20 protein-coding genes are annotated in these 25,955 nt (G+C 60.6%); 12 read left to right on the plus strand and 8 right to left on the minus strand.

All coding sequences use genetic code 11. From position 1 onward, the window contains the following. The first annotated feature begins 19 nt into the window (after positions 1–19). The 3 genes from bglA (at position 20) to PY649_RS21470 (ending at position 3,339) form a co-directional block, all read left to right on the plus strand. Positions 20–1,672, plus strand: coding sequence for a beta-galactosidase BglA (bglA, locus tag PY649_RS21460; RefSeq protein ID WP_285870694.1), 1,653 nt, complete (start codon positions 20–22; stop codon positions 1,670–1,672). Positions 1,673–1,694: 22 nt separating this feature from the next. Further along, positions 1,695–2,786: an ABC transporter ATP-binding protein gene (locus PY649_RS21465; protein WP_285870696.1), complete on the plus strand. Its 1,092-nt coding sequence runs from the start codon at positions 1,695–1,697 to the stop codon at positions 2,784–2,786. A gap of 139 nt (positions 2,787–2,925) precedes the next feature. Further along, positions 2,926–3,339 (plus strand): hypothetical protein, encoded by a 414-nt coding sequence (locus tag PY649_RS21470; RefSeq protein WP_432761388.1) that lies wholly within the window; start codon positions 2,926–2,928, stop codon positions 3,337–3,339. A 71-nt stretch (positions 3,340–3,410) separates the two neighbouring features. Here PY649_RS21470 and edd read toward each other — a convergent pair whose 3' ends face one another. The 5 genes from edd to PY649_RS21495 all read right to left on the minus strand — a co-directional run bounded on the left by edd (position 3,411) and on the right by PY649_RS21495 (position 10,480). After that, positions 3,411–5,234, minus strand: a complete 1,824-nt coding sequence (edd, locus tag PY649_RS21475; protein WP_285870698.1) for a phosphogluconate dehydratase — start codon at positions 5,232–5,234, stop codon at positions 3,411–3,413. Between the two features lie 178 nt (positions 5,235–5,412). Next, entirely contained in the window at positions 5,413–6,111 is a 699-nt protein-coding gene (gene pgl, locus PY649_RS21480; RefSeq protein WP_285870700.1) for a 6-phosphogluconolactonase, read from the minus strand. Positions 6,112–6,126: 15 nt separating this feature from the next. Continuing rightward, positions 6,127–7,602, minus strand: a complete 1,476-nt coding sequence (zwf, locus tag PY649_RS21485) for a glucose-6-phosphate dehydrogenase (protein WP_285870701.1) — start codon at positions 7,600–7,602, stop codon at positions 6,127–6,129. 129 nt (positions 7,603–7,731) lie between these two features. Then, the gene (locus PY649_RS21490; RefSeq protein ID WP_285870703.1) at positions 7,732–9,030 is read right to left on the minus strand and encodes an NAD(P)/FAD-dependent oxidoreductase; all 1,299 of its coding nucleotides are present in this window, start codon (positions 9,028–9,030) and stop codon (positions 7,732–7,734) included. Between the two features lie 13 nt (positions 9,031–9,043). Beyond that, positions 9,044–10,480, minus strand: coding sequence for a glutamine synthetase family protein (locus tag PY649_RS21495; protein ID WP_285870704.1), 1,437 nt, complete (start codon positions 10,478–10,480; stop codon positions 9,044–9,046). Between the two features lie 137 nt (positions 10,481–10,617). On the opposite strand from PY649_RS21495, the gene PY649_RS21500 reads away from it, so the two are divergent. From PY649_RS21500 to PY649_RS21510, 3 genes are all read left to right on the plus strand, one after another. Further along, positions 10,618–11,802: a BaiN/RdsA family NAD(P)/FAD-dependent oxidoreductase gene (locus PY649_RS21500; protein WP_285870705.1), complete on the plus strand. Its 1,185-nt coding sequence runs from the start codon at positions 10,618–10,620 to the stop codon at positions 11,800–11,802. A gap of 219 nt (positions 11,803–12,021) precedes the next feature. Further along, a complete protein-coding gene (locus tag PY649_RS21505; protein ID WP_285870706.1) occupies positions 12,022–12,165 on the plus strand; it encodes a hypothetical protein in 144 nt (47 codons plus the stop codon). A 356-nt stretch (positions 12,166–12,521) separates the two neighbouring features. Next, positions 12,522–15,059, plus strand: coding sequence for a methyl-accepting chemotaxis protein (locus PY649_RS21510; RefSeq protein WP_285870707.1), 2,538 nt, complete (start codon positions 12,522–12,524; stop codon positions 15,057–15,059). Here the strand turns inward: PY649_RS21510 and PY649_RS21515 are convergent. Then, positions 15,035–15,289, minus strand: a complete 255-nt coding sequence (locus PY649_RS21515; protein ID WP_285870708.1) for a hypothetical protein — start codon at positions 15,287–15,289, stop codon at positions 15,035–15,037. The two genes, PY649_RS21510 and PY649_RS21515, sit on opposite strands and share 25 nt — an antisense overlap. A gap of 88 nt (positions 15,290–15,377) precedes the next feature. Between PY649_RS21515 and PY649_RS21520 the strand changes: the two genes are divergently transcribed. Beyond that, the gene (locus PY649_RS21520; protein WP_285870709.1) at positions 15,378–16,250 is read left to right on the plus strand and encodes a LysR family transcriptional regulator; all 873 of its coding nucleotides are present in this window, start codon (positions 15,378–15,380) and stop codon (positions 16,248–16,250) included. Positions 16,251–16,294: 44 nt separating this feature from the next. Here PY649_RS21520 and PY649_RS21525 read toward each other — a convergent pair whose 3' ends face one another. After that, positions 16,295–17,293 carry an aldo/keto reductase gene (locus PY649_RS21525; RefSeq protein WP_285870711.1) on the minus strand — a complete coding sequence of 333 codons (999 nt, stop codon included), beginning with the start codon at positions 17,291–17,293 and terminating at the stop codon, positions 16,295–16,297. A 332-nt stretch (positions 17,294–17,625) separates the two neighbouring features. Between PY649_RS21525 and PY649_RS21530 the strand changes: the two genes are divergently transcribed. The 4 genes from PY649_RS21530 (at position 17,626) to PY649_RS21545 (ending at position 21,743) form a co-directional block, all read left to right on the plus strand. Next, positions 17,626–18,711, plus strand: a complete 1,086-nt coding sequence (locus PY649_RS21530; protein ID WP_285870724.1) for a polyamine ABC transporter substrate-binding protein — start codon at positions 17,626–17,628, stop codon at positions 18,709–18,711. Positions 18,712–18,867: 156 nt separating this feature from the next. Continuing rightward, positions 18,868–20,010 (plus strand): ABC transporter ATP-binding protein, encoded by a 1,143-nt coding sequence (locus PY649_RS21535; protein ID WP_285870712.1) that lies wholly within the window; start codon positions 18,868–18,870, stop codon positions 20,008–20,010. A 2-nt stretch (positions 20,011–20,012) separates the two neighbouring features. Next, the gene (locus PY649_RS21540) at positions 20,013–20,924 is read left to right on the plus strand and encodes an ABC transporter permease subunit (RefSeq protein ID WP_285870713.1); all 912 of its coding nucleotides are present in this window, start codon (positions 20,013–20,015) and stop codon (positions 20,922–20,924) included. Between the two features lie 3 nt (positions 20,925–20,927). Continuing rightward, positions 20,928–21,743: an ABC transporter permease subunit gene (locus PY649_RS21545; protein ID WP_285870714.1), complete on the plus strand. Its 816-nt coding sequence runs from the start codon at positions 20,928–20,930 to the stop codon at positions 21,741–21,743. A gap of 38 nt (positions 21,744–21,781) precedes the next feature. On the opposite strand, the gene PY649_RS21550 is transcribed toward PY649_RS21545, so the two are convergent. Continuing rightward, a complete protein-coding gene (locus PY649_RS21550) occupies positions 21,782–23,683 on the minus strand; it encodes an AsmA family protein (RefSeq protein ID WP_285870715.1) in 1,902 nt (633 codons plus the stop codon). A gap of 162 nt (positions 23,684–23,845) precedes the next feature. Between PY649_RS21550 and PY649_RS21555 the strand changes: the two genes are divergently transcribed. Continuing rightward, positions 23,846–25,798, plus strand: a complete 1,953-nt coding sequence (locus PY649_RS21555; RefSeq protein WP_285870716.1) for an acetoacetate--CoA ligase — start codon at positions 23,846–23,848, stop codon at positions 25,796–25,798. The last annotated feature ends 157 nt before the right edge of the window (positions 25,799–25,955 follow it).

The following is a 25,955-nucleotide window of genomic DNA, read 5'->3' on the forward strand; positions in this document are numbered from 1 at the left end:
CATACAGGACCTATTCAGAATGAGCACTGCCTCTCAATCGATTTCGACAGTGGATAAAGACTGGTGGCGCGGAGCGGTGATCTACCAGATCTATCCGCGGTCCTATCAGGACTCCAACGGCGACGGCATCGGTGACCTCAAAGGCATCGCCATCCGCCTACCGCATATCGCCGCCCTTGGCGTCGACGCGATCTGGATTTCGCCGTTCTTCACTTCGCCCATGCGCGATTTCGGTTACGACGTTTCCAACTATGAAGATGTCGATCCAATCTTCGGTACGCTGGCCGATTTCGATGTCATGATGACGGAAGCGCACCGCCTCGGCATCAAGGTGATGATCGATCTGGTGCTGTCGCACAGCTCCGACCACCATCCCTGGTTTGTCGAAAGCCGCTCGAGCAAGGACAATCCCAAGGCCGACTGGTATGTCTGGGCCGACGCCAAGCCGGATGGCACGCCGCCCAACAACTGGCTGTCGATCTTCGGCGGCTCTGCCTGGGCTTGGGATCCGACCCGCATGCAATATTACATGCACAACTTCCTGATCTCGCAACCGGACTTGAACCTGCATAATCCCGAGGTTCAGGAACGGCTGCTGGACGTCGTGCGTTTCTGGCTCGACCGGGGCGTTGACGGCTTCCGCCTCGACACCATCAACTTCTATTTCCACGACAGGGAATTGCGCGACAATCCGGCGCTGGAGCCATCGCGCCGCAACGCGTCGACGGCCCCCGCGGTCAATCCCTATAACTTCCAGGAGCATCTTTACGACAAGAACCGCCCGGAGAATCTGAAGTTCCTGCAGCGGTTCCGTGCCGTGCTAGACGAATATCCGGCCATTGCCGCCGTCGGCGAAGTCGGCGACAGCCAGCGCGGTCTTGAGATCGTCGGCGAATATACCTCCGGCAACGACAAGATGCATATGTGCTATGCTTTCGAGTTCCTGGCGCCGGACCCGCTGTCGCCGGAGCGCGTCGAAGATGTGATGGAAGATTTTGCCGAGGCCGCGCCGGACGGTTGGGCATGCTGGGCATTTTCAAACCATGACGTGATGCGCCATGTCAGCCGCTGGGGCAGCCTGGTCGCCGATCGCGACGCGCTTGCCAAGCAATATGCGGCCTTGCTCCTGACACTGCGTGGCTCCGTCTGCCTCTATCAGGGCGAAGAGCTCGGCCTGACGGAAGCCGATCTCGCCTATCAGGATCTGCAGGACCCCTACGGCATCCAGTTCTGGCCGGAATTCAAGGGCCGAGACGGCTGTCGTACGCCGATGGTCTGGGACAGTCAGGTCACCCAGGGCGGCTTCTCGACGGTGAAGCCCTGGCTGCCTGTGCCGGTCGAACATATCCTGCGTGCCGTCAGCGTGCAGCACGGCGATGACAATTCGGTGCTGGAACAATATCGCCGCTTCCTCGCCTTCCGCAAGCAGCACCCGGCTTTTGCCAAGGGTGAGATCGCCTTCACGGAACCGCAGGGGGACGTGCTGCTTTATGTCAGGCACTATGGCGACGAAACCATCCTCTGCATGTTCAACATGAGCGCGACGGAGGCGGCGGCAACCCTGCCTGAGGGGAGCTGGCAGGCCCTTGCCGGTCACGGCTTTACAAGCAACAACTACGGCAATCAGATCGACATTCCGGCCTGGGGCGCATATTTCGCGCGCCTGGCCTGAGCTTTTGGGGAGGAGAGCATAGATGACGGGACTTGTTCTGAAGGACATCCGGAAATCATACGGAAATGTGCATGTTCTGCACGGCATCGATCTGGACATCCAGGAGGGCGAATTCATCGTCTTCGTCGGGCCGTCGGGCTGCGGCAAATCCACATTGCTGCGCATGATCGCCGGGCTCGAAAGCATCACCTCCGGTGACATGCTCATCGCCGGGCAGAAGGTTAACGAGGTGCCGCCGTCCAGGCGCGGCATTGCTATGGTCTTTCAGTCCTATGCTCTCTATCCGCATATGACCGTCTACGACAACATGGCTTTCGGCATGCGAATCGCCAAGGAAAGCAAGAAGGAGATCGACCGTCGCGTCCGCGCCGCTGCGGCGAGCCTGCAACTCACGCAATATCTCGAGCGTCTCCCCAAGGCTCTCTCGGGTGGTCAGCGCCAGCGTGTCGCCATTGGTCGTGCCATCTGCCGAAACCCGAAAGTCTTTCTATTCGACGAACCGCTATCGAACCTCGACGCGGCGTTGCGCGTGGCGACGCGTATCGAGATCGCCAAGCTCAGCGACTCCATGCCCGAGACGACGATGATCTATGTCACCCACGACCAGGTGGAGGCCATGACCTTGGCCGACCGCATCGTCGTGTTGTCGGCCGGTCGCGTGGAGCAAGTCGGCGCGCCGCTCGAGCTCTACGAGCATCCGGCCAACCTCTTCGTGGCGAAGTTCATTGGCTCACCGGCCATGAACATCTTTCCGGCGACGATCACCGGAACAGGGGCGACGACGACCGTAACCTTGGCGGGCAGCAAGGCGGTGACGCTCGATATCGCCACGGCGGCATCCGAGCAGGGCAAGACCGCCAGCTTCGGCGTTCGCCCGGAGGACCTGCGGGTCGCCACCGACGAAAACTATCTCTTCGAAGGCGAGGTTGCCATCGTCGAAGCCCTCGGCGAAGTCACGCAACTTTATATCGAAGGCCTGGCGAACGGTGAGCCGATCATCGTCAAGATCCCAGGCATCGCGGACGTCAAGCGCGGGCAGAAGATGCGCTTTGCGGCCGATAGGCAGAAGCTGCATCTCTTCGATGCTGAAGGCCACACCTATCGCAAGCAATAAGGCATCCTCCCAAAGGCGTGGGAGCGCTAGTCCAAATATTGAAATCCTATAAAATGCACTTGGTCTAGCGCTTCCAAACCTTCTGTTAAATCCCCACTGATAGCCTGCGTTTCGCAGTATACTTTAGGGATTTACGACGATGGCAGCTTCCGGCACGGCTAATTCTGGCCACCATTTTCTCAACAAGGAAGAATCCTTCATGTACGACCGCGAGGTGCGGTACAAAATGGAGGATACGATGAACGCAGCGCGGATCGAATATACCGAAAAAGGCGTCATGAACCTGGCGTCACGCCGCTGCGACATCATCCGAATATCTCAGACCAGCGCTATCCTGGCGATCCTTACCCAATATAATCTGCCGAAGCAATTCTATCTCGATATCCCCGATGCCCGGATCACCAAGGTCGGCTGCATGCTGATGAAGATCTTCCCCAACAACACCATCGAGGTCCGTTTCCTGCGCCTGCTGTCGGAGAAGGAAATGAACAAGATCTTCGTCTACAGCACCCACCCGTCGCATCGCGACCGCGTGCTCGATATCCGCGCCTGATTTGAACGAGAGCAAAAAATGAGCCCCGCGCAGCAAAAGCCGCGCGGGGCTCTTTTTGGGCTATTACCGTCTCAATGGTGAAACAGGACGCTGGCGCCCTGATCGGCAGGGCCGGCGCTGTGGCGGAAGGGGGCGAAGAGCTCGCGGCCCATGCCGAATTCGTTCGCGGAGAGGTCGGCGACGACGGGATCGCGTTCGGCCATGTCGGCGGCGTCTACCAGCACTTCCAACGTACCTGCAATCGCGTCGATGCGGATGATATCACCGTCCTTGATGCGGGCGATGGGGCCGCCGTCCACCGCCTCCGGCGTGACGTGGATCGCGGCCGGGACCTTGCCCGACGCGCCGGACATGCGCCCGTCGGTCAGCAGCGCTACGCGGAAGCCGCGGTCCTGCAGCACGCCGAGCGCAGGCGTCAGCTTGTGCAGCTCCGGCATGCCGTTCGCCTTCGGGCCCTGGAAGCGGACGACCGCGACGAAATCGCGGTTCAGCTTGCCGTCCTTGAAAGCCTGCTGCATTTCAAGCTGGTCGTGGAAGATGACGGCGGGCGCCTCGATGACATGGCGCTCCGGCTTGACGGCGGAAATCTTGATCACCGCCTTGCCGATATTGCCGCGCAGCATCTTCAGGCCGCCAGTGGTGTGGAACGGCGTGTCGATGCCGGCCAGCACCTTGGGATCACCGCTTTTTTCCGGCGCCGGCTCGCGGACGACGCCTCCATCGGAGCCGATCTTCACCTCGATCGAATAGGCGGAAAGCCCCTGGCCGGCGACGGTGCGGACATCGTCGTGCAGCAGCCCCTTCTTCAGGAGTTCCTTGATCAGAAAGCCCATGCCGCCGGCGGCATGGAAATGGTTCACATCGGCAAGCCCGTTCGGATAGACGCGGGCGAGCAACGGGACGATGTCCGAAAGCTCGGAAATGTCCTGCCAGGTCAGCACGATGCCGGCTGCCCGGGCCATGGCGACGAGATGCATCGTATGATTGGTCGAGCCGCCGGTCGCATGCAGGCCGACGACGCCGTTGACGATGGAGCGCTCATCGATCATCTCGCCGGCGGGCGTGAATTCATTGCCCAAGGCGGTAATGGCGAGCGCCCGCTTGGTGGCCTCGCGGGTCAGTGCTTCGCGCAGCGGCGTGCCGGGATTGACGAAAGACGCACCGGGCATATGGAAGCCCATGATCTCCATCAGCATCTGGTTGGAATTGGCCGTGCCGTAGAAGGTGCATGTGCCAGGGCCGTGATAGGACTTCGATTCCGCCTCCAGCAGTTCGTCGCGGCCGACCTTGCCTTCGGCAAAGAGCTGGCGCACGCGCGACTTCTCGTCGTTCGGCAGGCCGGAGGTCATCGGGCCAGCGGGAATGAAGACGGCCGGTAGATGGCCAAAGGAAAGCGCGGCGATGACAAGGCCGGGTACGATCTTGTCGCAGACGCCGAGGAAGACGGCCGCGTCGAACATATTGTGCGACAGGCCGACGCCGGCTGCCATGGCGATCAGGTCGCGCGAGAACAACGACAGTTCCATGCCCGGCTGTCCCTGCGTGACGCCGTCGCACATCGCCGGCACGCCGCCAGCGACCTGGGCGATGCCGCCGGCCTCTGCCGCGGCCTCGCGGATGATCGCGGGATAGGTCTCGAACGGCTGATGTGCCGAGAGCATGTCGTTATAGGAGGTGATGATACCGAGATTGGGCACACGGTCGCCCGCCAGCGCATCCTTCTCGGAGGGGGAACAGATGGCGAAGCCATGCGCGAGGTTGGCGCAGCCGAGCACGGAGCGCTGTACGCCCGCCGTCGCGGCATTGCGCAGGCGGTCCAGATAGCGCTCGCGTGTCGGCTTCGAACGCTCGACGATGCGTGTGGTAATCGCGGAAATGCGGGCGTCAGCGGCCATGGTCGATCTGCCTCCGTCTGTTCTTGCGCATAATCCCGAAGATCGAGTTCGATCTTATCTTGGGAAAGGACTAGGCGCAGGCTTCAAATGTCACTGCATCCCCGGCGCGCCCTCTCGGGCGCACGGCGCAGCAGCGGTTGCTGTGTCTATCAGGGTCCGATGATGGCCGTTCGGCCTGTCAGGGAGCCCAATAAATCTCGACCGGAGAGGCGGCCCGGCGCAGGACGGCGCGGATCGGCATCTCGGTCTCATCGCCCGGCGCTTCGGCCTTGGCGAGAACCTCTTTTTTGCCTTCTCCTTCAATATGGAGCACCAGCAATCGGGCATCCTGAAGGCTGGAGAAGGTGAAGGTCAGCCGGGGTTCGCCGGCCCCTTCGGCTTCCATGGTGATGATGCCGCGCGGGGTCTTCGGATCAAGCGCGGTTGCGAGATTGCTCCCGCCCGGAAAGAAGGAGGCCGTGTGGCCGTCATTGCCCATGCCGAGGATGGCGACGTCAAAGGGAAATCCAATGCTCTTGGTCTTTTCCGTGGCGATGATGGCGGCCTCCTCGACGGAAGCCACAGCCTGGTAGAGCGGAAAGAACTGTGCCGAAGCGGCCTTGTCCTTCAGCAGGTTTTCCTGAACGAGCAGATGGTTCGAGCGCGGATTGTCAGCCGGCACGAACCGTTCGTCAACGAGGGTGATCGTCATCTTGCCCCAGTCGATCGAGCGCGATGACAGCGCCTGGAAGAAGGCCTTCGGCGTCGAACCGCCGGAGACCGCAATGCTTGCGGAGCCACGCGCGGCGATGGCGGCCGAGAGGGTCTCAGCTACCTTGTCCGCGAGCTTGCCGGCGAGTTCTGCACCATTGGCGAAAGCATTCATGTTCGCTGTCATCATCGTCGTCCCAGTTTAGATATCGTCGTGCCAGGTGCGGCCGTCACGCTCGATAAGCGCGATAGCCTGGCTCGGACCCCAGGTGCCGGCGGTATAGCCCTGCACCTGCTGGCCGGCCTCTTCCCACCCCTTGAGGATCGGATCGACCCATTTCCATGCGGCTTCTACTTCGTCACGGCGCATGAAGAGCGTCTGGTTGGAACGGACAACGTCCATCAGCAGGCGTTCGTAGGCGTCAGGATTGCGGACGTTGAAGGCCGAAGCGAAGCTCATGTCGAGCGAGACGTTGCGCAGGCGCATGCCGCCCGGACCGGGGTCCTTGATCATCAGCGACTGCTTGACGCCTTCGTCCGGCTGCAGGCGGATCACCAATTGGTTGGCGACGATGCGGCCGGCAGCCTGATCGAAAATGTTGTGCGGGATGGGCTTGAAGGTGATGACGATTTCCGACATGCGACCGGCGAGGCGCTTGCCGGTGCGAATGTAGAAAGGCACGCCCGCCCAGCGCCAGTTGCCGATTTCGGCCTTGATGGCGACAAAGGTTTCGGTGTTGGAGACTCCGCCTTCCAGTTCGTCGAGGTAGCCCTTGACCGGACCGCCTGCCGAAGCGCCGGCGCGATATTGGCCGCGTACAGTCGACTGTTCGACATTGGAAGCATCGATCGGCTTCAGCGCGCGCAGAACTTTCAGCTTCTCGTCGCGAACGGCTTCGGAATCCATCGAGGAGGGGATTTCCATCGCCGTCAAGCAAAGGAGCTGCAGGATATGGTTCTGCACCATGTCGCGCAGTGCGCCGGCCGTATCGTAGTAGCCGGCGCGGCCTTCCAGGCCGACCGATTCGGCAACCGTGATCTGCACGTGATCGATATGATCGGCGTTCCACAGCGGCTCATACAGCGCGTTGGCAAAGCGCAGCGCCATCAGGTTCTGCACGGTTTCCTTGCCGAGATAGTGGTCGATGCGGAAAATCTGCTCTTCCTTGAAGACCCTGCCGATCGTGTCGTTGAGCTGCAGGGCGGAAGCGAGGTCGCGGCCGATCGGCTTTTCGACGACGATGCGGGTCTGCTTGGTGATCAGCTTGTGATCATGAATTTTCTGCGAGATGTCGCCGAAAATGCCCGGAGCGACGGCGAGGTAGAAGGCGCGCACGCGATCCTTGCCTTCGTCCAGAATCTTCTTGAGCTGATCCCAGCCGGCATCGGTCTTGGCATCGACCGACACGTAGAACAGGCGAGCGCAGAATTTCTTCACTTCGGCTTCGTCGTACTCGCCCTTCTTCAGGTGCTCTTTCAGAGCTGCTTCGGCGAATTTGCGGTATTCTTCATGCGAGAGCGCGCTGCGCGATGCGCCGATGACACGGGTCGGTTCGGAAAATTGACCTTCGATCTGACGGTGATAGAGGGCGGGCAGGAGTTTGCGTTCAGCAAGGTCGCCGCTGCCGCCGAAAACGACATAGTCAAATGGTTCAACGGGAATGATTTGGCTGCTCATGAGCTATCTCTCAATCGGTCTTGGTTAAGGCCCCTTTTAATCTAATCGATTTAAAAAGGCCAGTGTGCATCGCAAAATTCAGACTCGGCTTTTAGAGCGGATTGCCGCAGGAGGAAATCCATTCTGTGTCTAAAACCTGTCGCGCAACGCAAACCACGAGAGCGCCAGGAACAGGAGAGGCGCCCGCATGCGGGCACCGCCGGGAAAGGGCGGGATGTTCAACGCCTTGAAAAGCGCAAGGTCGTCGGCATTCCCGAGGACCGTTTTCGCATAAAGTTTACCGCAATAGTTTGACAGCATGACTCCGTGCCCGGAATAGCCGCCGATGGAGGTGACGCCCGGCATGACCTCGCGCACGAAAGGTTGGCGCGGCATGGTGATGCCGACCGATCCGCCCCAGGCATGGGTAATGGCGACATCGCCGAGCGCAGGGTAGATTTCGGCGATCTGGCGGCGGATGTGCTGCGTTATGTCGCGCGGATTATCGGACGTGTAGGCCTCACGCCCGCCGAACAGCAGACGTCCGTCCTTCGATTTTCGGAAATAGCGCACCACGAATCGCGAATCCGCCACCGCCTCTCCGCCGGGCAGGACATCGGGAAACTTTTCGAGCGGTTCGGTGGCGCCGATGAAGGAGCGAATCGGCATGACATGGCTCGCGGTCACCGGCTCCAGATTGCCGATATAACCGTTGCAGGCAATGAGCACGCGGTCGGCGGTGATCGTGCCGCTTTCGGTCTCGATCAACGTCTTGCCGCCAGATTGGCGGATCGCCTTTGCCGGCGTCATTTCGAAAATCGACGCCCCAGCGGCCTTCGCTACCCGCGCCAGGCCGATGAGCAGTTTCAGCGGATGGATATGGCCCGTACCCACGTCCCTGACGCCATAGAGATAGAACTTCGAGCCAAGCCGCTCCTGGGTTTCCGCTTGATCCATGAAGCTCACATGCGGATAGCCGTAGCGCTTCGCGGCGATTTCGGCGTTCTCGACATAGTCGCGCTTATAGCTCCGCTTGTGCGTGACATTCATCTGGCCGGGCATGAAGTCGATGTCGATGTTATGCTCGGTGGCAAAATCGAGAAGGTAACGCTTGGCATACTCCGCGAGATCGAACAGCGCCTTGGAGCGCTCGTAGCCGATCTTCGCCTCCAGCTCTTCCGGCCATGAGCGCTGGCCGGTGCCGAGCTGGCCGCCATTGCGGCCGGATGCGCCGTCGCCGAAGCGGTTGGCGTCGATGAGCGCGACGTCGACGCCGGCCTTGGCAAGATTGCAGGCGGCCTGCAAGCCGGTATAGCCGCCGCCGATGATGGCAACATCGGCACGGCGGGAGCCGTCGAGCTTGGGATAGGCCGGGCGAGGGCCGACGGTTGCCTGATACCAGGAAAGGCCCGGTGCGATCGGGCTCTGCCATGATTCCTGCAATGTCATGGGCGGGCCTCCCTCACACGTTGAGCAGAAGGAATTCCCGCTCCCACGGGCTGATTACTTGCATGAAAGTTTCGAATTCGCCGCGCTTGACGCCGACATAGATGTCGATGAAGTCCTTGCCCAGAACCTCTTCGAAAGCCGGCTCCCCTTCCAGCAGCGCAATGGCTTCGAGAAGGCCGCGCGGCAGGTCGATCGAGCCCTCATTGGCCGAATCCTCGGTCGGCGGCGTCGGCTCCACCTTCTTCATGATGCCGAGCAGGCCGGAGCCGAGCGAGGCTGCGAGCGCCAGATATGGATTGGCGTCCGAGCTCGGCAACCGGTTCTCGACACGGCGCGCCTGCGGATCGGAGACCGGTACGCGGAAAGCCGTGGTGCGGTTGTCATAGCCCCAGGCATTGTTGACCGGGCAGGACATGTTCGGCGCCAGGCGCCGATAGGAGTTCACATAGGGCGCGAGCATCGCCAGCGCATTCGGCACATAGCGCTGCATGCCGCCGATGAAGTGGAAAAATTCCGGCGCGGGACTGCCGTCAGGATTGGTGAAGACGTTCTTTCCGGTCTCGATGTTGACCACGGACTGGTGAATATGCATGGCCGAGCCCGGCTGGCTCTGGATCGGCTTGGCCATGAAGGTGGCATAGATGCCGTGCTTCATCGCCGCTTCGCGGATGGTGCGCTTGAACATGAACACCTGGTCGGCGAGCTCGATCGGATCGCCATGGCGCAGGTTGATTTCGAGCTGCGCCGGACCCTCTTCATGGATCAGCGTGTCGATCTCCAGGCCCTGTTTCTCGGAGAAGTGATAGATATCGTCGATCAGTTCGTCGAATTCGTTGATGCCGGCGATCGAATAGCCCTGACCCCCAAGGATAGAGCGACCCGAACGGCCCTTCGGCGGATGCAGCGGATAGTCCGGATCGTCGTTCTTGGCGACGAGATAGAATTCGATCTCCGGCGCCACCACCGGCTTCCAGCCGCACTCGCGATAGAGCCCCATGATCCGCTTTAAGAGATTGCGCGGAGTGTAGGACACCGCCACGCCATCCGAATTGACGATGTCGCAGATCACCTGCGCCGTCGGATCGCTTTCCCAGGGCACGACGGAAAGCGTCGAAAGATCAGGCACCAGCTTCAGGTCGCTGTCGCGCGGCTCGTAGCGGAAGCTTTCGGTTTCCTCCGGATATTCGCCCGAAATCGTGTGGCGATAGATTGCCGAGGGCAGGGCCAGCGACGTGTTGGAGGTGAATTTCGACGTCGGCATCATCTTGCCGCGCGGCACGCCCGCTAGGTCCGGCGTGATGCATTCTATGTCTTCGATCCCGCGCGCCCGCAGCCATTGAGCCGCTTCCTTCCAATTTGCCACGCCGCGCGCCGATCTTAAACTCGGGGGAACTGTTGCGACTTTCGAGACCGGCATGGAAGCTTTCAGCGGGGTCTTTCTCGCAGGCATAAAACACCGTATTTGCGTTGATCGGTGATCGCATCATAACCACAGTTTGCCAATTGGCGAGGGGAAAAACCGGTTGGACTTTCGCCATATGATGGAAAAATGACTTTGCAGCGCAGCAATCGATAGAGGAATGAAACGTGGCCGGCAGATATGATGTGATCGTTCTTGGCGCGGGTGCCGCGGGCATGATGTGCGCCATCCGCGCCGGCCAGCGCGGGCGCTCTGTCGCCGTGCTCGACCACGCCGTCGCACCGGGCGAGAAGATCCGCATTTCCGGCGGCGGACGCTGCAATTTCACCAACATCCATGCCGGCCCGAAGAATTTCCTCTCCGCCAATCCGCATTTTGCCAAATCGGCCCTGGGGCGCTTCACGCCGAAGGATTTCCTGGCAATGGTCGAAGGCCATGGCATCGCCTGGCATGAAAAGACGCTCGGTCAACTCTTCTGCGACAACAGCGCCAAGGACATCATCCGCATGCTGACCGACGAGATGCGGTCCGCCGGCGTCGATTTGCGGCTGCGCACCGAAATCGGCGCGATCGAGCCCGTTGCCGGTGGCGGCTATCGCGTCGCCACTTCGGAAGGCGCCTTGGAGGCAACGTCCCTGGTCATTGCCACCGGCGGCAAGTCGATCCCGAAGATGGGCGCCACAGGCTTTGCCTATCGCGTCGCCGAACAGTTCGGCCTGCCGCTCATAGAGACGCGTCCCGGCCTCGTGCCGCTGACCCTCGACCCGCAGCTTCTCCAGCGTTTGGCCCCGCTTGCCGGTATTGCCGCGCCCGCCGAGATCCGCCATGGCAAGACGGCGTTCCGCGAAGCCCTGCTTTTCACCCATCGCGGCTTGAGCGGCCCGGCAATCCTGCAGATCTCCTCCTATTGGCGGGAAGGGGACGAGATCACCGTCGCGATCGAGCCCGATATCGACATTTTTATCACCCTGAAAACAGCCCGGCAGGCCAATGGCCGGCAATCGGCGCAGACGGCCCTGGCGGAGATATTGCCGAAGCGGCTGGCGCAGCATTTCGCCGAAGGAGAGGGCATGTCGGGCAATATGGCCGATCAACCCGACAGGCGCCTGCAGCAGCTCGCCGCCGCCGTCCAAGCCTGGCCGGTCAAACCGTCGGGTTCCGAAGGTTACCGCACCGCAGAAGTCACGCTCGGCGGCGTCGATACCGCCTGTCTCGATTCAAGGACGATGCAAGTCAAAACCATCCCCGGCCTGTTCTTCATCGGCGAATGCGTCGACGTCACCGGCTGGCTCGGCGGCTATAACTTCCAATGGGCCTGGGCTTCCGGCCATGTTGCCGGCGAAGCGGCTTGAAGTTCGCGACGGAATTGGCGATCGCGGTTGTCGTGCCGCCGAAGTAGAACGCCTAACAACGTCCTACGCCTTTCGAGCAAATTTTCGCGACATGCGACAATTACGACTAGGCTCTGGTTCCGGCGTTTTCCATTCCTACATCTTTATTCTACACATTGATGGTTGCCGGAAGGACCTTTTGCCGGTTATCCTGCAAATGCTAAAATGGGATCTAGGCTCATGAACAGAACACAGCGTCGCGGTCGCGCCATTGCAATTGCTCAAACCCGTGACAACGCCAAGTTGGTCGCTATACGGCTGCTGATGCTGGCGACCGGCGCCACGGCTGCCTGCATCGCATACCTCGCGGTACGCAGCTTCTGATATCATCGGCCTGATCGGCCTTGGTCGCCGTTTCCCCGGCGATCGGCATGTGCGCATACGCCGGACCTCTTCCCGGCCGAGCCCTCACATCCCCTGCATTTCAGCGCTGTCCCCTGGCATTGAAGGCCTTGCGCCTTCCCGCCGCAGCCCCTTATCCGAAAATTAATCAATCGGACTCACAATCCGCGAAGATTTTCTGGGGCGTGCTTCTACAACGTAGAGCCGAAAGCAATGATTGCCTCCTGGCGCTGGCCGGGACCCCCGCCTGCGAACATCTCAAGATTGATGGTTGTGCATCCGGTCAGCGCCGAGTGGGCGTCGGCAGGGGGAGCGATGTATGAGAGGCCAGAGCCACCATGTTCATTGACAAGATCCTGTCTCGTTTCAAGATCAAGACGAAAGTCCTGATCTTCGTTCTACCTTTCGTCATCAGCATTTCGGCCGTCGGCCTCACCGGGCTCTACGCTTCGGGCCTGCTGCAGGGGCGTATGGAAATCTCCAACAGCGTGCTGCAATCGCTGACGGGCTTCAAGAATCTCTACGGTTCAATGGATGATTTCCTGCGCATTACCAATGAGCAGCAGCGCGACAAGCTTTATCAGGATATCAATTCGCAGCAGGGCGTTCTGAACGCGACGCTCAACCAACTCGGCAAGGATGCGGAAGGCCGCGACAATCTGACGGATGCGACGACCAAGACCGCCGACATGGCAAACCTCGTCGGCAAGCTCTGGACGCTGCATGAACAGGAAGTCGCATTCCGCAAAGTGATCGACGATGCGCAGAGAGCGCTGATCAGCGCCCGTTTCAATGTCGATTATAATGGCCAGCAGTTGGAAGACCAAATGCGCCAGGACCAGGCCGACGCGACCTCGACGCTGCGTTCGGCCGATCGCTTGCTGAAAGGCGGCGACATGCTGGTTGCCGTCGCGGAAGATTTCAACAAGGCGGCCTCGCCGGCGGACAAGGTCAAGCTTCTGAAGGACCGCTTGCCGGATCTGAACAAGGCAGAGCGCTCCATCGATCTTGCATTGCCGGCGAATCAGAAGAGCGTCGTTCAGTCGCTGGTGGGCACCATCAAGGATCTTACGGCCGTCACCGAAAGCGCCGACACGCCGACGGACGATACCGTGGCCGGTATCAGCCGGCTGCTCTCCCGCTTCCGTCAGACCTCGACCTATACGCAGCTGACTGCAACACAGATGATGCGCCAGGCGACGACGACCTTCGTCGAGCTGGACGCCCGCGTCGTCCAGACCAATTCCGTTCTGCAGGACACCCGCCGTCTCGAAGGCTCGATCTATTCGTTGCAGCTCGTGCTCGCCGATTTCATGTCCAATACCAATAAGGACAATCTCGTTCGCCTGCGTCAGGAAATCGCCAAGCTTGCCGGCGACATGGATACGCTGAACCAGAGCGCCAAGGGGATGGATTTCGCCGGCGATATCGACACCGCCATCCGCCCCGCCATCAAGTCGATGGATGACGCCGGCGGCAAGCTGGTCGACACCATCTCTCAGCGCATCACCGAATATGCCAGCGCCCGCCAGCAGCTCGACCAGGTCTGGGGCCAGCTCACCGCCTTTGCCGAAACGCAGAAGCAGAGTGCCGGCACCGAACGCGATCAGGCAAACTACATCTCGATCCTCGCCACCACGCTCGGCATCATCCTCTCGGTCGCCGGCGGCATCGCCCTGGTCTTGACCCTGCAGCGCCCGATCGGCCAGATCACGGCCGCCATGCGCCGCATTGCCGACGGCATGCTGGAAACCGCGATTTCCGGAGAGCAGCGCCACGACGAAATCGGCGACATGGCCCGCGCGCTCGGCATCTTCAAGGAAAATGCCCTCTCGAAAATCCGCATCGAGGAGCAGAGCGACGAGGAGCGCACTGCTGCCGAGCACGAGCGTCAGCGCAACGACGCTGAAAAGCGCGAGCTCGACCGCCAGATCGATTTTGCTGTCAGCGAACTTGCTGCCGGTCTCGAGCGCCTGGCCCAAGGCGATATCTCTTCGACGATCGAGACGCCTTTCATCGGCCGCCTCGAACAGCTCCGCCAGGATTTCAACAGCTCGTTGTCGCGCCTGCAGCAGACCATCAGCCAGGTGCGCGACAATGTCGAGATGATCCAGAGCAACGGCAGCCAGATGGCGGCCTCCGCCGAGGACCTGTCGAAGCGCACCGAGCAGCAGGCCGCCTCATTGGAGGAGACCGCTGCCGCCGTCGACGAGATCACCGTCACCGTCCGCTCGTCCGCCGAGCGTGCCAAGGATGCGGATGCGATCGTGCGTGAAGCCAAGCGCAGCGCGGACGACAGTTCCGTTGTCGTCGGTAATGCGATCGATGCCATGGCCCGCATCGAGGATGCGTCACGCCAGATCGAGCAGATCATCGGCGTCATCGACGAGATCGCCTTCCAGACGAACCTGCTGGCCCTGAATGCCGGCATCGAAGCCGCCCGCGCCGGCGAGGCCGGCAAGGGCTTTGCGGTCGTCGCGATGGAAGTGCGCGAGCTCGCCCAGCGCTCCGCCGCCGCGGCACAGGAGATCAAGGGGCTGATCAACAAATCGACCCACGAGGTCAATTCCGGGTCGCAATTCGTCCAGGAAGCCGGCACTGTCCTGGCGCAGATCAGCGGCCAGATCGTCACCATCAGCCAGCACGTGGAAATGATCGCGCGCGCCAGCCACGATCAGGCAAGCGCGCTGCAGGAGGTCAACGCCTCCGTCAACCAGATGGACCAGATGACGCAGAAGAATGCGGCCATGGTCGAAGAGACCACGGCGGCCAGCCGCGAACTGGCCTCCGAAGCGGACGCGCTGCTCTATCTCATCCAGCAGTTCAAGATCGAAGGCGGGCAGGGCGCGGGCTATATGCGGGCGGAAGCCGCCTGAGCGCAACAATCGCCACCATCACAGGCGGATCGGTCCATATCGGGCCGGTCCGCCTTTTTCCTTTTGAGCCATGCACAGCCCGTATCGAGAGTGTTCCCGAACCAGGTAAACGGTGCCCAGGCGTCACGGCCGCATTCTCGGTAGAAGGCGTCCTCGTTGCGGCGCCATTGCTTGTAGAGGGCTTCGTTCTGCAGTTGGATAATTCTTGCAAATGCGATGCTGTCGATCACGGGAACTCTCCATGTTGAAAGGCATCCTTTCAATTACACAGAGGAATTTTCTTTATAAACACCCGTTTCCGCCCTATGTTTTTCAGCCATGAAAAATGCGACCTGGGATTCCTATCAGCTTTTCCTCGACGTCGCCCGCGGCGGCGGGCTGACGGGCGCTGCATCTTCGAGCGGTTTGAGCCCGGCCACGATCGGCCGGCGCATGCTGGAATTGGAGAGCCAGATCGGGCGCTCGCTCTTTCAGCGCAGCCAGGTGGGCTACGTGCTGACCGCCGACGGCCAGGAATTGTTCGATCAACTGCTGGAGATGGAAGCGGCAGCGCGCAAAGTCGATACCTGGCAGCGTGATGCCCAGGGCGCGGCAGCGGTCCGGATCGCTGCCGGAACCTGGGTCGGCTGGCTGCTCAGCCAGAACATGCCCTCGATCTGCTCCGAGCGGGATGGCTTCCGCATTGATCTCCATCTCGCCGAGCGTCGAGCCAGCCTCGCCCATCGCGAAAGCGACATCGGCATCCGCGCTTTCGAACCGGAAGAGATCAATCTGGCGGCCGTCAAGACCGGCGATGTTGCCTATGCCGCCTACCAAGCGCGCAACATGCGCTTTGCCGGACCAAGACGCTGGATCGCCGTAGCGGAAGAAGAGGCGATCTCCGCCTATCTGCGCTGGCCGCATCAGAACGAGCGCGAGGCAATCGCGGTGACTGTCAACCGGCCGCGCTCTCTCTACGATCTGGTGCTTGCGGGGTCGGGCGTCGCCGTTCTTCCCTGCTTCGTCGGCGATCTGGAGCCCCGGCTCGAGCGTGTGGGCGAAGAGGTCGCGTCTCTGCGACACGGGCAATGGATCGTCATGAACGACGCCGATCGCCACCGCCGCGAAATCCGCACTGTGGTCGATCGCATGACCCGCCTGCTAAAGAGCCATGCCGACCTCTTCGCCGGCAATCGCCCTACCTACATATGAAAACCGGCAGCCAAGGCGGCTACCGGTATCTTGGTCTCGGATGCTCAGCGAACTGCGTCGCCCCAGCGATATTCCACCGTCGCGTCGTCGAGCTTTGCCTTCAGCTGAGGATCGAGCTTGAGATCGATGGCTGCGAGCGTGTCGGTCAATTGCTCCGGGCGGCTGGCGCCGATAATGGCCGAGGTGATCACCGGATTGGCGGCCACCCAGGCGACGGCGAGCCGGGTGAGCGAATGGCCGGCCTCATCGGCAATACCGCGCAGCTTTTCGATGGTCGCGAATTCGCGTTCGTGCCAGTAGCGCTGCAGATAGTTGGCGCCGGCACTACGCATCTGCGAGCTGAAGCGGCCTTCCGTCGGCGCGACGTCATGCTTGTGCTTGCCGGTCAGGAGGCCGCCGGCGATCGGATTGTAGGGAATGACCGCGATGCGCTGTTCTTCGGCGAGCGGCAACAGTTCGCGTTCGATTTGGCGGAAGAGCAGATTGTAGCGCGGTTGCACCGAGACGAAGCGGGCGGCGCGCAGGAAATCGGCGCGGCCGAGCGCCAGAGCCAGCCGGTAGGCGAGGAAATTCGATACGCCGACATAGCGCGCCTTGCCTGAGCGCACGATGACGTCGAGCGCCTCCAACGTCTCGTCGATCGGTGTTTCCCGATCGTCGGAATGGAGCTGATAGAGGTCGACATAGTCGGTGCCGAGACGTCGTAGCGATGCGTCGATCGCGTCGAGAAGGTGCTTGCGCGATGCGCCCTGATCCCAGGGGGACGGACCGACCTTGCCGACGGCCTTGGTCGCGACGATGAAGCGGTCGCGCTTGCCCTTCAGCCAGCGGCCGACGATCTCTTCGGTGCGCCCGGCAAGCTGCTCGCCGCCGCCGAGAGGATAGACGTCGGCCGTGTCGATGAAGTTGACGCCGGCGTCGATCGCCTTGTCGAGAATGGCATGGGCGATGTCTTCCTGCTCGATCTGCAGGCCGAATGTCATGGTGCCCAGGCAGAGGCGAGAGACGCTGAGACCGGTATTGCCGAATTTTTGATATTGCATGGTGAAACCCTTGGAAAACACGGGTTGAGGTTGCCCTTTGGGCAGGGCGGCGAAAACAGGCGGGAGATTATTCGAGATGAGACGGTAGGATGTTAGCAAAGCTCATCCCGGTATTCACGCGGGAAGCGAGTCTTCCGTTCACAATCGCGTGCGCTCGCGCGCGGCTGTTCCCGTGGCGTGATCCACCGAATTTCAGTGAATCCGCGAAAGCTTATACGCGCTGACTTTTCCCCCTTGTGGCCTTCGGATTTCCTTTCTAGTCTAACGGGAAAAACAGAGGGTTGGGTATCGCCGGGATGCCCTTGAACAAAACAGGAGAGACTATGAAGTCCATGTTCGCGCGGCTCGCAGCAACGGCTTTCGCCGCCGTTTCGCTGGTGACGGCAGCCCAGGCCGAAGACAAGGTCGTCAATATCTATAATTGGTCGGACTATATCGATGATTCGATCCTGGCCGATTTCACGAAGGAAACCGGCATCAAGGTTGTCTACGACACCTTCGACTCCAACGAGACGCTGGAAACCAAGCTCTTGGCGGGCAAGACCGGTTACGACATCGTCGTACCGACGGCAGACTTCATGCAGCGCCAGATCAAGGCCGGTGTGTTCCAGAAGCTCGACAAATCGAAGCTGCCGAACATCTCCAACATGTGGGATATGGTGATGCAGCGCATCTCCACTTACGATCCCGGCAACCAATATGCGATCGACTATATGTGGGGCACCAACGGCATCGGTTATAATGTCGACAAGGTGAAGCAGATCCTCGGCACCGACGACAAGCCGACGCTCGATGTGATCTTCGACCCGAAGGTCGCTGCCAAGTTCAAGGATTGCGGCATCTATATGCTCGATGCGCCGAAGGACGTCATCCCGACGGCGCTGGCCTATCTCGGCCTCGATCCGAACTCGACCAAGCCTGAGGATTTCAAGAAAGCCGAGGCTCTCCTGACGTCGATCCGGCCCTTCATCCGCAAGTTCCACTCGTCCGAATATATCAATGCGCTCGCCAACGGCGATATCTGCATCGCTTTCGGCTATTCCGGCGATGTGCTGCAGGCGCGCAACCGCGCCGAAGAAGCCAAGAACGGCGTGCATGTCGACTATTCGATGCCGAAGCAGGCGCAGATGTGGTTCGACGTCATGGCGATCCCGGCCGATGCGCCGCACGTGGCCGAGGCGCATGAGTTCCTGAACTACATCATGAAGCCGGAAGTCATCGCCAAGGCCAGCAACTTCGTCGCCTACGCCAATGGCAACAAGGCCTCGCAGCAGTTCGTGAACAAGGAGGTTCTAGAGGATCCGGCAGTCTATCCGACCGACGAGATCATGAAAAACCTGTTCACGGTGAAGCCGTGGGATCCGAAAACGCAGCGCCTGGCGACGCGCTTGTGGACCAAGGTCGTTACTGGTCAATAAGTCAACAAAGGCCCGGACGGAAACGCCCGGGCCTTTCCTTAGTAGGATAGCGGTCCAGGACGGCGCTCAGCAGTTTTGGACGGGCTAATATGAAATCTGAAACGCTACCGGATGGGGAAAAGCCGGAGCGGCATCCATTTATTTCGGGGATAGATGATGAAGTCTCTCGGTAACATCCGGCGCTCCTTTGCTCCTTGGAGCGATCCTTCGGCAAAGCCTTACATTTCCTTCAAGAATGTGACGAAGAAGTTCGGCGATTTCACCGCCGTCGACAATCTTTCGCTGGATATCTACAACCGCGAATTCTTTGCGCTGCTCGGCGCCTCGGGCTGCGGAAAATCCACGCTGCTGCGCATGCTGGCGGGCTTCGAGCAGCCGACGACAGGCGAGATCGTCCTCGACGGCCAGAACCTTGCCGGCACGCCACCCTATCGCCGCCCCGTCAACATGATGTTTCAGTCCTACGCGCTCTTCCCGCATATGACGGTGGAAAAGAACGTAGCTTTCGGGCTGCGCCAGGACGGCATGCCGAAAGCCGAGATCGCGGAGCGCGTCGTGCAGATGTTGAAGCTCGTCAAACTGGAGCAATTCGCCAAGCGCAAGCCAAATCAGCTCTCGGGCGGCCAGCGTCAGCGCGTGGCGCTCGCCCGCTCGCTTGCAAAGCGGCCGAAGGTGCTGCTGCTCGACGAACCGCTCGGCGCGCTCGACAAGAAGCTGCGCGAGGAGACCCAGTTCGAGCTGATGGACCTGCAGCAGAGCCTCGGCCTCACCTTCGTCGTTGTCACCCACGATCAGGAAGAGGCGATGACCATGGCCGACCGCATTGCCGTGATGAGCCATGGCAGGGTCGTGCAGGTGGCGACGCCGGCGGAAATCTATGAAGCCCCCAATTCCCGCTTCGTGGCCGACTTCATCGGCGATGTGAACATCCTCGACGGCAATGTCACCCGCGCAAATGGCGGCACGGTCGAGATCGCCGTCGACAACGGTTTCACCTTGCGCACAGCAACCGGCGAGATGCCCGCCGAAGGCAGCCGCGCCGGCTTCGCCATTCGGCCGGAAAAGCTGCGCGTCACGCCGCGCCCGCCGGCTAACGCCTCGATCAATGCCGCCGAGGGCGAGATCTGGGATATCGCCTATCTCGGCGACATGACGGTTCTCCACGTCAAGCTAAAGAGCGGACAGGTCGTGAAGGCCTCGTCGCTGAATGCGGTGCGCGCCGTGGAGGAGCCCTTTGCCTATGATCAGGACGTCTGGGTCTCCTTCGACGAAAATGCCGGTGTGCTGCTGAGGGACTGATCATGAAGACGTTCGGCTCTTCCATCTATCAGCGCCTCGTCATCATCATTCCCTATGCCTGGCTGCTGATTTTCTTTCTCGCGCCCTTCCTGATCGTCTTCCGCATTTCGCTGTCGACGAAGGCGCTCTCCGTTCCGCCCTATGATCCGGCTTTCAGCTGGTCGGACAGTCTCAGTGATTGGTGGGACAAGCTGCAGAGCATGTCCTTCGATAATTACACCTGGTTGGCCGGCGATCCGCTCTATTTCAACGCCTATCTCCAGAGCCTGAAGATAGCGGGCATATCGACGATCCTGACGCTGATCATCGCCTATCCCATTGCCTACGGCATGGCGCAGGCGCCGCGCAGCATCCGCCCGACGCTGTTGATGCTGGTCATCCTGCCGTTCTGGACGAGCTTCCTGATCCGCGTCTATTCCTGGATGGCGATCCTGAGTACGACCGGTTTGCTCAATCAATTGCTGATGGCGCTCGGCATCATCCATCAGCCGCTGGTGATCTTGAACACCAACACCGCGGTCTATATTGGCATGGTCTATTCCTATCTACCTTTCATGGTTCTGCCGCTCTATTCCTCGCTGGAAAAGATGGACGGTACGCTGATCGAGGCGGCTCAGGATCTTGGCTGCACGCCGATTGGCGCCTTCTGGCGCGTCACCTTCCCGTTGTCGATCCCCGGTGTCATCGCCGGCTGCATGCTGGTTTTCATCCCGGCGGTCGGCGAGTTCGTCATCCCCGATCTGCTGGGCGGCTCCGAAACGCTGATGATCGGCAAGGTGCTGTGGAACGAGTTCTACGGCAATACAGACTGGCCGCTGGCCTCTGCGGTGGCGACCATCCTGCTGCTCGTGCTGGTGGTGCCCATCGTCTTCTTCCAACATGTACAGGCGAAAGCCGACGAGAGGGGGAGGTAAGCCATGATCCGTTGGTCCCGCTTCAACATCATCTCCGTCACGCTCGGCCTCGCCTTCCTGTATTTGCCGATCCTGTTGCTGGTAATTTATTCCTTCAACGCCTCGCGGCTCGTCACTGTCTGGGGCGGCTTTTCGACGCAATGGTACGGCCGTCTACTTCGAAACAGCGACATGCTTAACGCTGCCTGGCTGACCGTGCGCATCGCCGTATTCTCGGCGACGATCGCAACTGTGCTCGGCACGCTGGCGGCGTTGACGTTGGTTCGCTACACCCGCTTCCGCGGCCGCATCCTGTTTTCCGGCATGATCTATGCACCGCTCGTCATGCCTGATGTCATCACCGGCCTGTCGCTGCTGCTGCTCTTCGTCACCGTCGGCATCGATCGTGGCTTCTGGACCATCGTCATGGCGCATACGACGCTGACCATGTGCTTCGTCGCCGTAGTCGTACAGTCCAGGCTTCTGAGCTTCGACCGCTCGATCGAGGAGGCGGCGCTCGATCTCGGCGCGCCGCCCGTGCGTACCTTCTTCGAGATCACGTTGCCGATTATCGCGCCGGCCGTCTTCTCCGGCTGGGTACTGGCGCTGACGCTATCGCTGGACGACCTGGTGATTGCGACATTTGCCTCAGGCGCCGGCGCCAAGACATTGCCGATGCTGATCTACAGTCAGGTGAAGCTCGGCGTGACGCCGGAGATCAACGCGATCTGCACCATCCTGATCGGCGTCGTCACCATCGGCGTCATTTGCGCCTCCGTCGTCACGAAGCGCCGCGAAGTGCAGCGCCAGAGGGATGAGCAGGCGGCTGCGGCGGCGTAAGGTCGTAAGGTGAGGTGAAGGCAGCCGCAGGCTGGGAGCTATTGTTGCTGCGGCTGCTGGTCCGACTTTTGCAGCAGCGTCTTGACCGGCGAGATCACGGGGTCTGGCCAGGTACCGCCGATGTAGAAGGGCAGCATCGGCAGCTCCGCCGCATTGGCTGGATCGCTCGCCTGCATCGTGCCAGACAGCGCCAGTCCGTTGCTACGGAAGGGAACGACGCCGTTCAGCATCACCGTTTCGTTGCGCCCGACGATCTTGGCGCTGTGGATCTCGACCGACCCCTTGGCGACGCTTGCATCGACGTTGAGGCTGTCGAAATCGAAGGCCGTGTCGGCGATATCGCTCATTCGGAAAAAGGCCTTGCCGGACGCAAGCGCTCGGAAGGTAGAGATGTTGAACTGCCGGAAGGAACCGGTGGCCGAGCTGAAATGCATGTTGCCGGCGACATCGCCGAGATTGGCAGCCCAGATCGGCTTCGATGTGCTGAGTGAAAGGTCGAGCGATCCCGTCGTCAGCGGTAGTGGTCCCGCAAGATTGAGCCGGGTGAATAATCCACCGAAATCGGCGTTGCGGATGGATATCTGCAATTTGCCGCCGCCCTCGAAGTTGCCTTGCGTCACCTCCAGATGCGAGGTGAGTTCTCCGCCCTCGAAGCCGCTGTCGCCAATATCGAATTTCGCGGTGCCGCCAGCAACCAGCAGGCTGGCGCCGATGTCGTCGAATTGAAATGGGCCGAGCACGGCCTTGTTCGACGAAAGCCGCATATCGACATCGAGCCGCTGCAGCGGATTGCCGTTGAGCAAGGCGTCGATGGCAGTGTCGGCGGCCAGCCGCATGGAAAAGGCCGCCAGGAACGGATTGAGGTTCATCTGGTCGAAGGCAAGCGTGCCGGAAATCTTCGGCTTGCCAGCCTTCGAATAGCTCAGATCCATGACGCCGGACGCAGCGGAGTCGTTGACCTTGAAGTTCAGATTATTGAAGCGCAGGCCATTGGGGATCGTGGCAACGTCGGCATTGAGTGAGACGTTCTGCAACGTGCTCGCCGCTGGCATATGTTCCCCGCTCCAGGCGAGGAACGAGGGCACATTCGGCACGCTCAGGGCCAGATTTCCGGTCAGTGCGGCGAAATTGGAAATGCTGGTGGCGCCGGTATAACTCCAGTTGATCAGCGGCGAGGAGAAGCTTGTTTTCGCATCGACACGCTTGCCGGCAAACAGCAACAGAGGCTGTGCGGAATTGAAATCGATCTTGATGTCCTGACCGTTGAGACGAGCCAGGATGACGGCAGTCATCGCGCGGGATAGCCGCGGCCATGAAATGTCGGCATTGACGCCGTTCATCTTGTAGAGTTTGCCGGTGCGGTCATCCGTCATCTCGACGCTGCCGTCTTCAATGGTCAGCGTGCCGATGGCGGCATCCTGATCCTTGCTCATCGGCATGCTCTGGTTGGAGGATTGCCCCACCCGTTCGATCGCCTTGGACAGCAGTCCTTCATTCGTCCAGTCGATCAGACCGGCCTCGTCACGGCGGATATAGATCACTGGCCGCAGGAAATGGAATTCATGAAAATGCGCGCGTCCGCGCAGCGCGGCAAACAACGAGAAATCGGCCGAGAGGCTGTCGACATGGCCGAGCACCTTGCCGTTTTTTGCCGGTTCGCGAATGGTGACCTGGTTGAGCGTCACGCGCGGCGTCGGCCAGAATTCCAGTGTCGGTGCGCCCTCGATCTGGGCGCGATATCCCGTCCAGTCCGACAGCGCCTTCTCGATACCGGAGCGCACCAGGCCGCTGGAGATCAGGAAGGGAGCCGTTGCCCTGAAAACGGCGAAGATCACAATAATGGTGAAAAGCGCGATGCCCGTGGTGCGTGCAACAGCAGGCAGCCAACGCGAGGCCGATCGCATCGTCAACCACCACTTATTATTCCTCGACGCTCTCATGATCCGCGGAGACTTTCATACTGATAGCGCTGATATGCCTGCGTTTGCCGGATATAGGAAATGATCGGCGGATGCAAACATTGTACAGCAGGAATGCACACAACTCAGTGACTTTATAATGCGCTGCAGCATGGTATATAAGCCGAAACGGGAGGAGATAATATGCGAGATAATCAGCCGCTCTGGACACCATCGGATGAATTTCGCCGGCAAAGCCCGATGTTTGTCTTCATGGATGACTGCAATCGGCGCTTCGGCCTTTCCCTTTCCGATTTCAGCAGCCTGCACGCTTGGTCGATCGCCGACCGCGAAACCTTTTGGACGGCAGTGTGGGATTTCTGTGGCATCAAGGGAAAACGCGGCGAAAGGGCGCTGATCAACGGCGACCTCATGATGGAAGCGCGATTCTTTCCCGATGCCGAGCTGAACTTCGCCGAGAACCTGCTGTCGAATAGCGGCGAGGGGGATGCGCTGGTCTTCTGGGGGGAGGACAAGGTGCGCGATCGCTGGTCGTGGGATCGGCTTTCGACCATGGTGTCACGTCTGCAGCAGGCCTATCGCGCGCTCGGCATCGGCAAGGGCGACCGCGTCGCCGCGATGATGCCGAACATGCCGGAAACCATCGCCTGCATGCTGGCGGCCGCCTCGATCGGTGCCATCTGGTCCTCCTGCTCCCCGGATTTCGGCGAGCAGGGCGTCATGGATCGCTTCGGCCAGATCGAGCCGAAACTGTTTATCGCCTGCAGCGGCTATTGGTATGGCGGCAAATTGCAGGATGTGACGGCGAAGGTCGGCGCCATTGCGCAACGTCTCGGCGCGCCTGCCGTCATCGTTCCCTATGCGGGCGATGCCGATATGGTCGTGGCTGCGACGCCGGATGCAAAGACACTCGCCGCCTTCGTCGCGCCCTTCGAGGAGAGGGCAGTCGAATTCGTGCCCCTGCCGTTTTCGCATCCGCTATTCATTCTGTTTTCTTCAGGTACGACGGGCGTGCCGAAATGCATCGTCCATTCCGCCGGCGGCGCGCTGCTGCAACTCGTCAAGGAGCATCGCCTGCATTGTGGCGTCGTTCCGGGCGAAAAGGTCTTCTATTTCACCACCTGCGGCTGGATGATGTGGAACTGGCTGGTGACCGGGCTTGCCGCCGGCGCCACGCTTTGCCTCTATGACGGTTCCCCCTTCGCACCCGACGGCAATATCCTCTTCGACTACGCGCAGGAGGAGAAATTCGCCCTGTTCGGCACGTCTGCCAAATACATCGACGCGGTGCGCAAGGGCGGCCTGACGCCGAAGACGTCGCACGATCTTTCCAGCCTGCGGCTGATGACCTCCACCGGCTCGCCCCTGTCGCCCGAAGGCTTCTCCTTCGTCTATGAGGGTATCAAGGACGACATCCAGCTCGCCTCCATCTCGGGAGGCACCGACATCGTCTCCTGCTTCGTGCTCGGCAATCCCTTGCAGCCGGTCTGGCGCGGCGAGATCCAGGGGCCGGGCCTCGGCCTTGCCGTCGATGTCTGGAACGAGGACGGCCAGCCGGTGCGTGGCGAAAAGGGCGAGCTTGTCTGCGCCAAAGCTTTTCCCTCGATGCCGGTGATGTTCTGGAATGACCCCGATCGCGTCAAATATCACGCCGCTTATTTCGAGCGTTTCGACAATGTCTGGTGCCATGGCGATTTTGCCGAATGGACGAAGCATGGCGGCCTGATCATTCATGGCCGTTCGGACGCGACGCTCAATCCCGGCGGCGTGCGTATCGGCACGGCGGAGATCTATAATCAGGTTGAACAGATGCCCGAAGTCCTCGAGGCTCTCTGCATCGGCCAGGATTGGGATGATGATGTTCGCGTCGTGCTTTTCGTCCGCCTGGCCGCGGGCGTAGCCCTTACCGAAGACTTGGCCAAAGCGATCAAGACCCGTATTCGTACCGGTGCCTCGCCGCGGCATGTGCCGGCGAAGATCATCGCCGTCACCGATATTCCGCGCACCAAGTCGGGCAAGATCGTGGAACTCGCCGTCCGCGATGTCGTGCATGGCCGTCCGGTGAAGAACAAGGAAGCGCTCGCCAATCCCGAAGCGCTGGATCTTTTTGCCGGGCTGGATGAGCTGAAAAACTAAGCCTCTCTTAAAATTGAGGGGCAAACCATGACCTATGGGTGGTAACCCGGTATTAAGAAACCTTGGTCAAAGGTAAAATCCAACTTGGGGCCGTTCGCATGAGTTAGGAGCGGCTTGGAGCCGCAAGGTTCCCGAAACATGACGTTGATCGACTCGA

Origin of the sequence: Rhizobium mayense (assembly GCF_030272705.1) — a bacterium.
Classification (GTDB): domain Bacteria; phylum Pseudomonadota; class Alphaproteobacteria; order Rhizobiales; family Rhizobiaceae; genus Rhizobium; species Rhizobium mayense.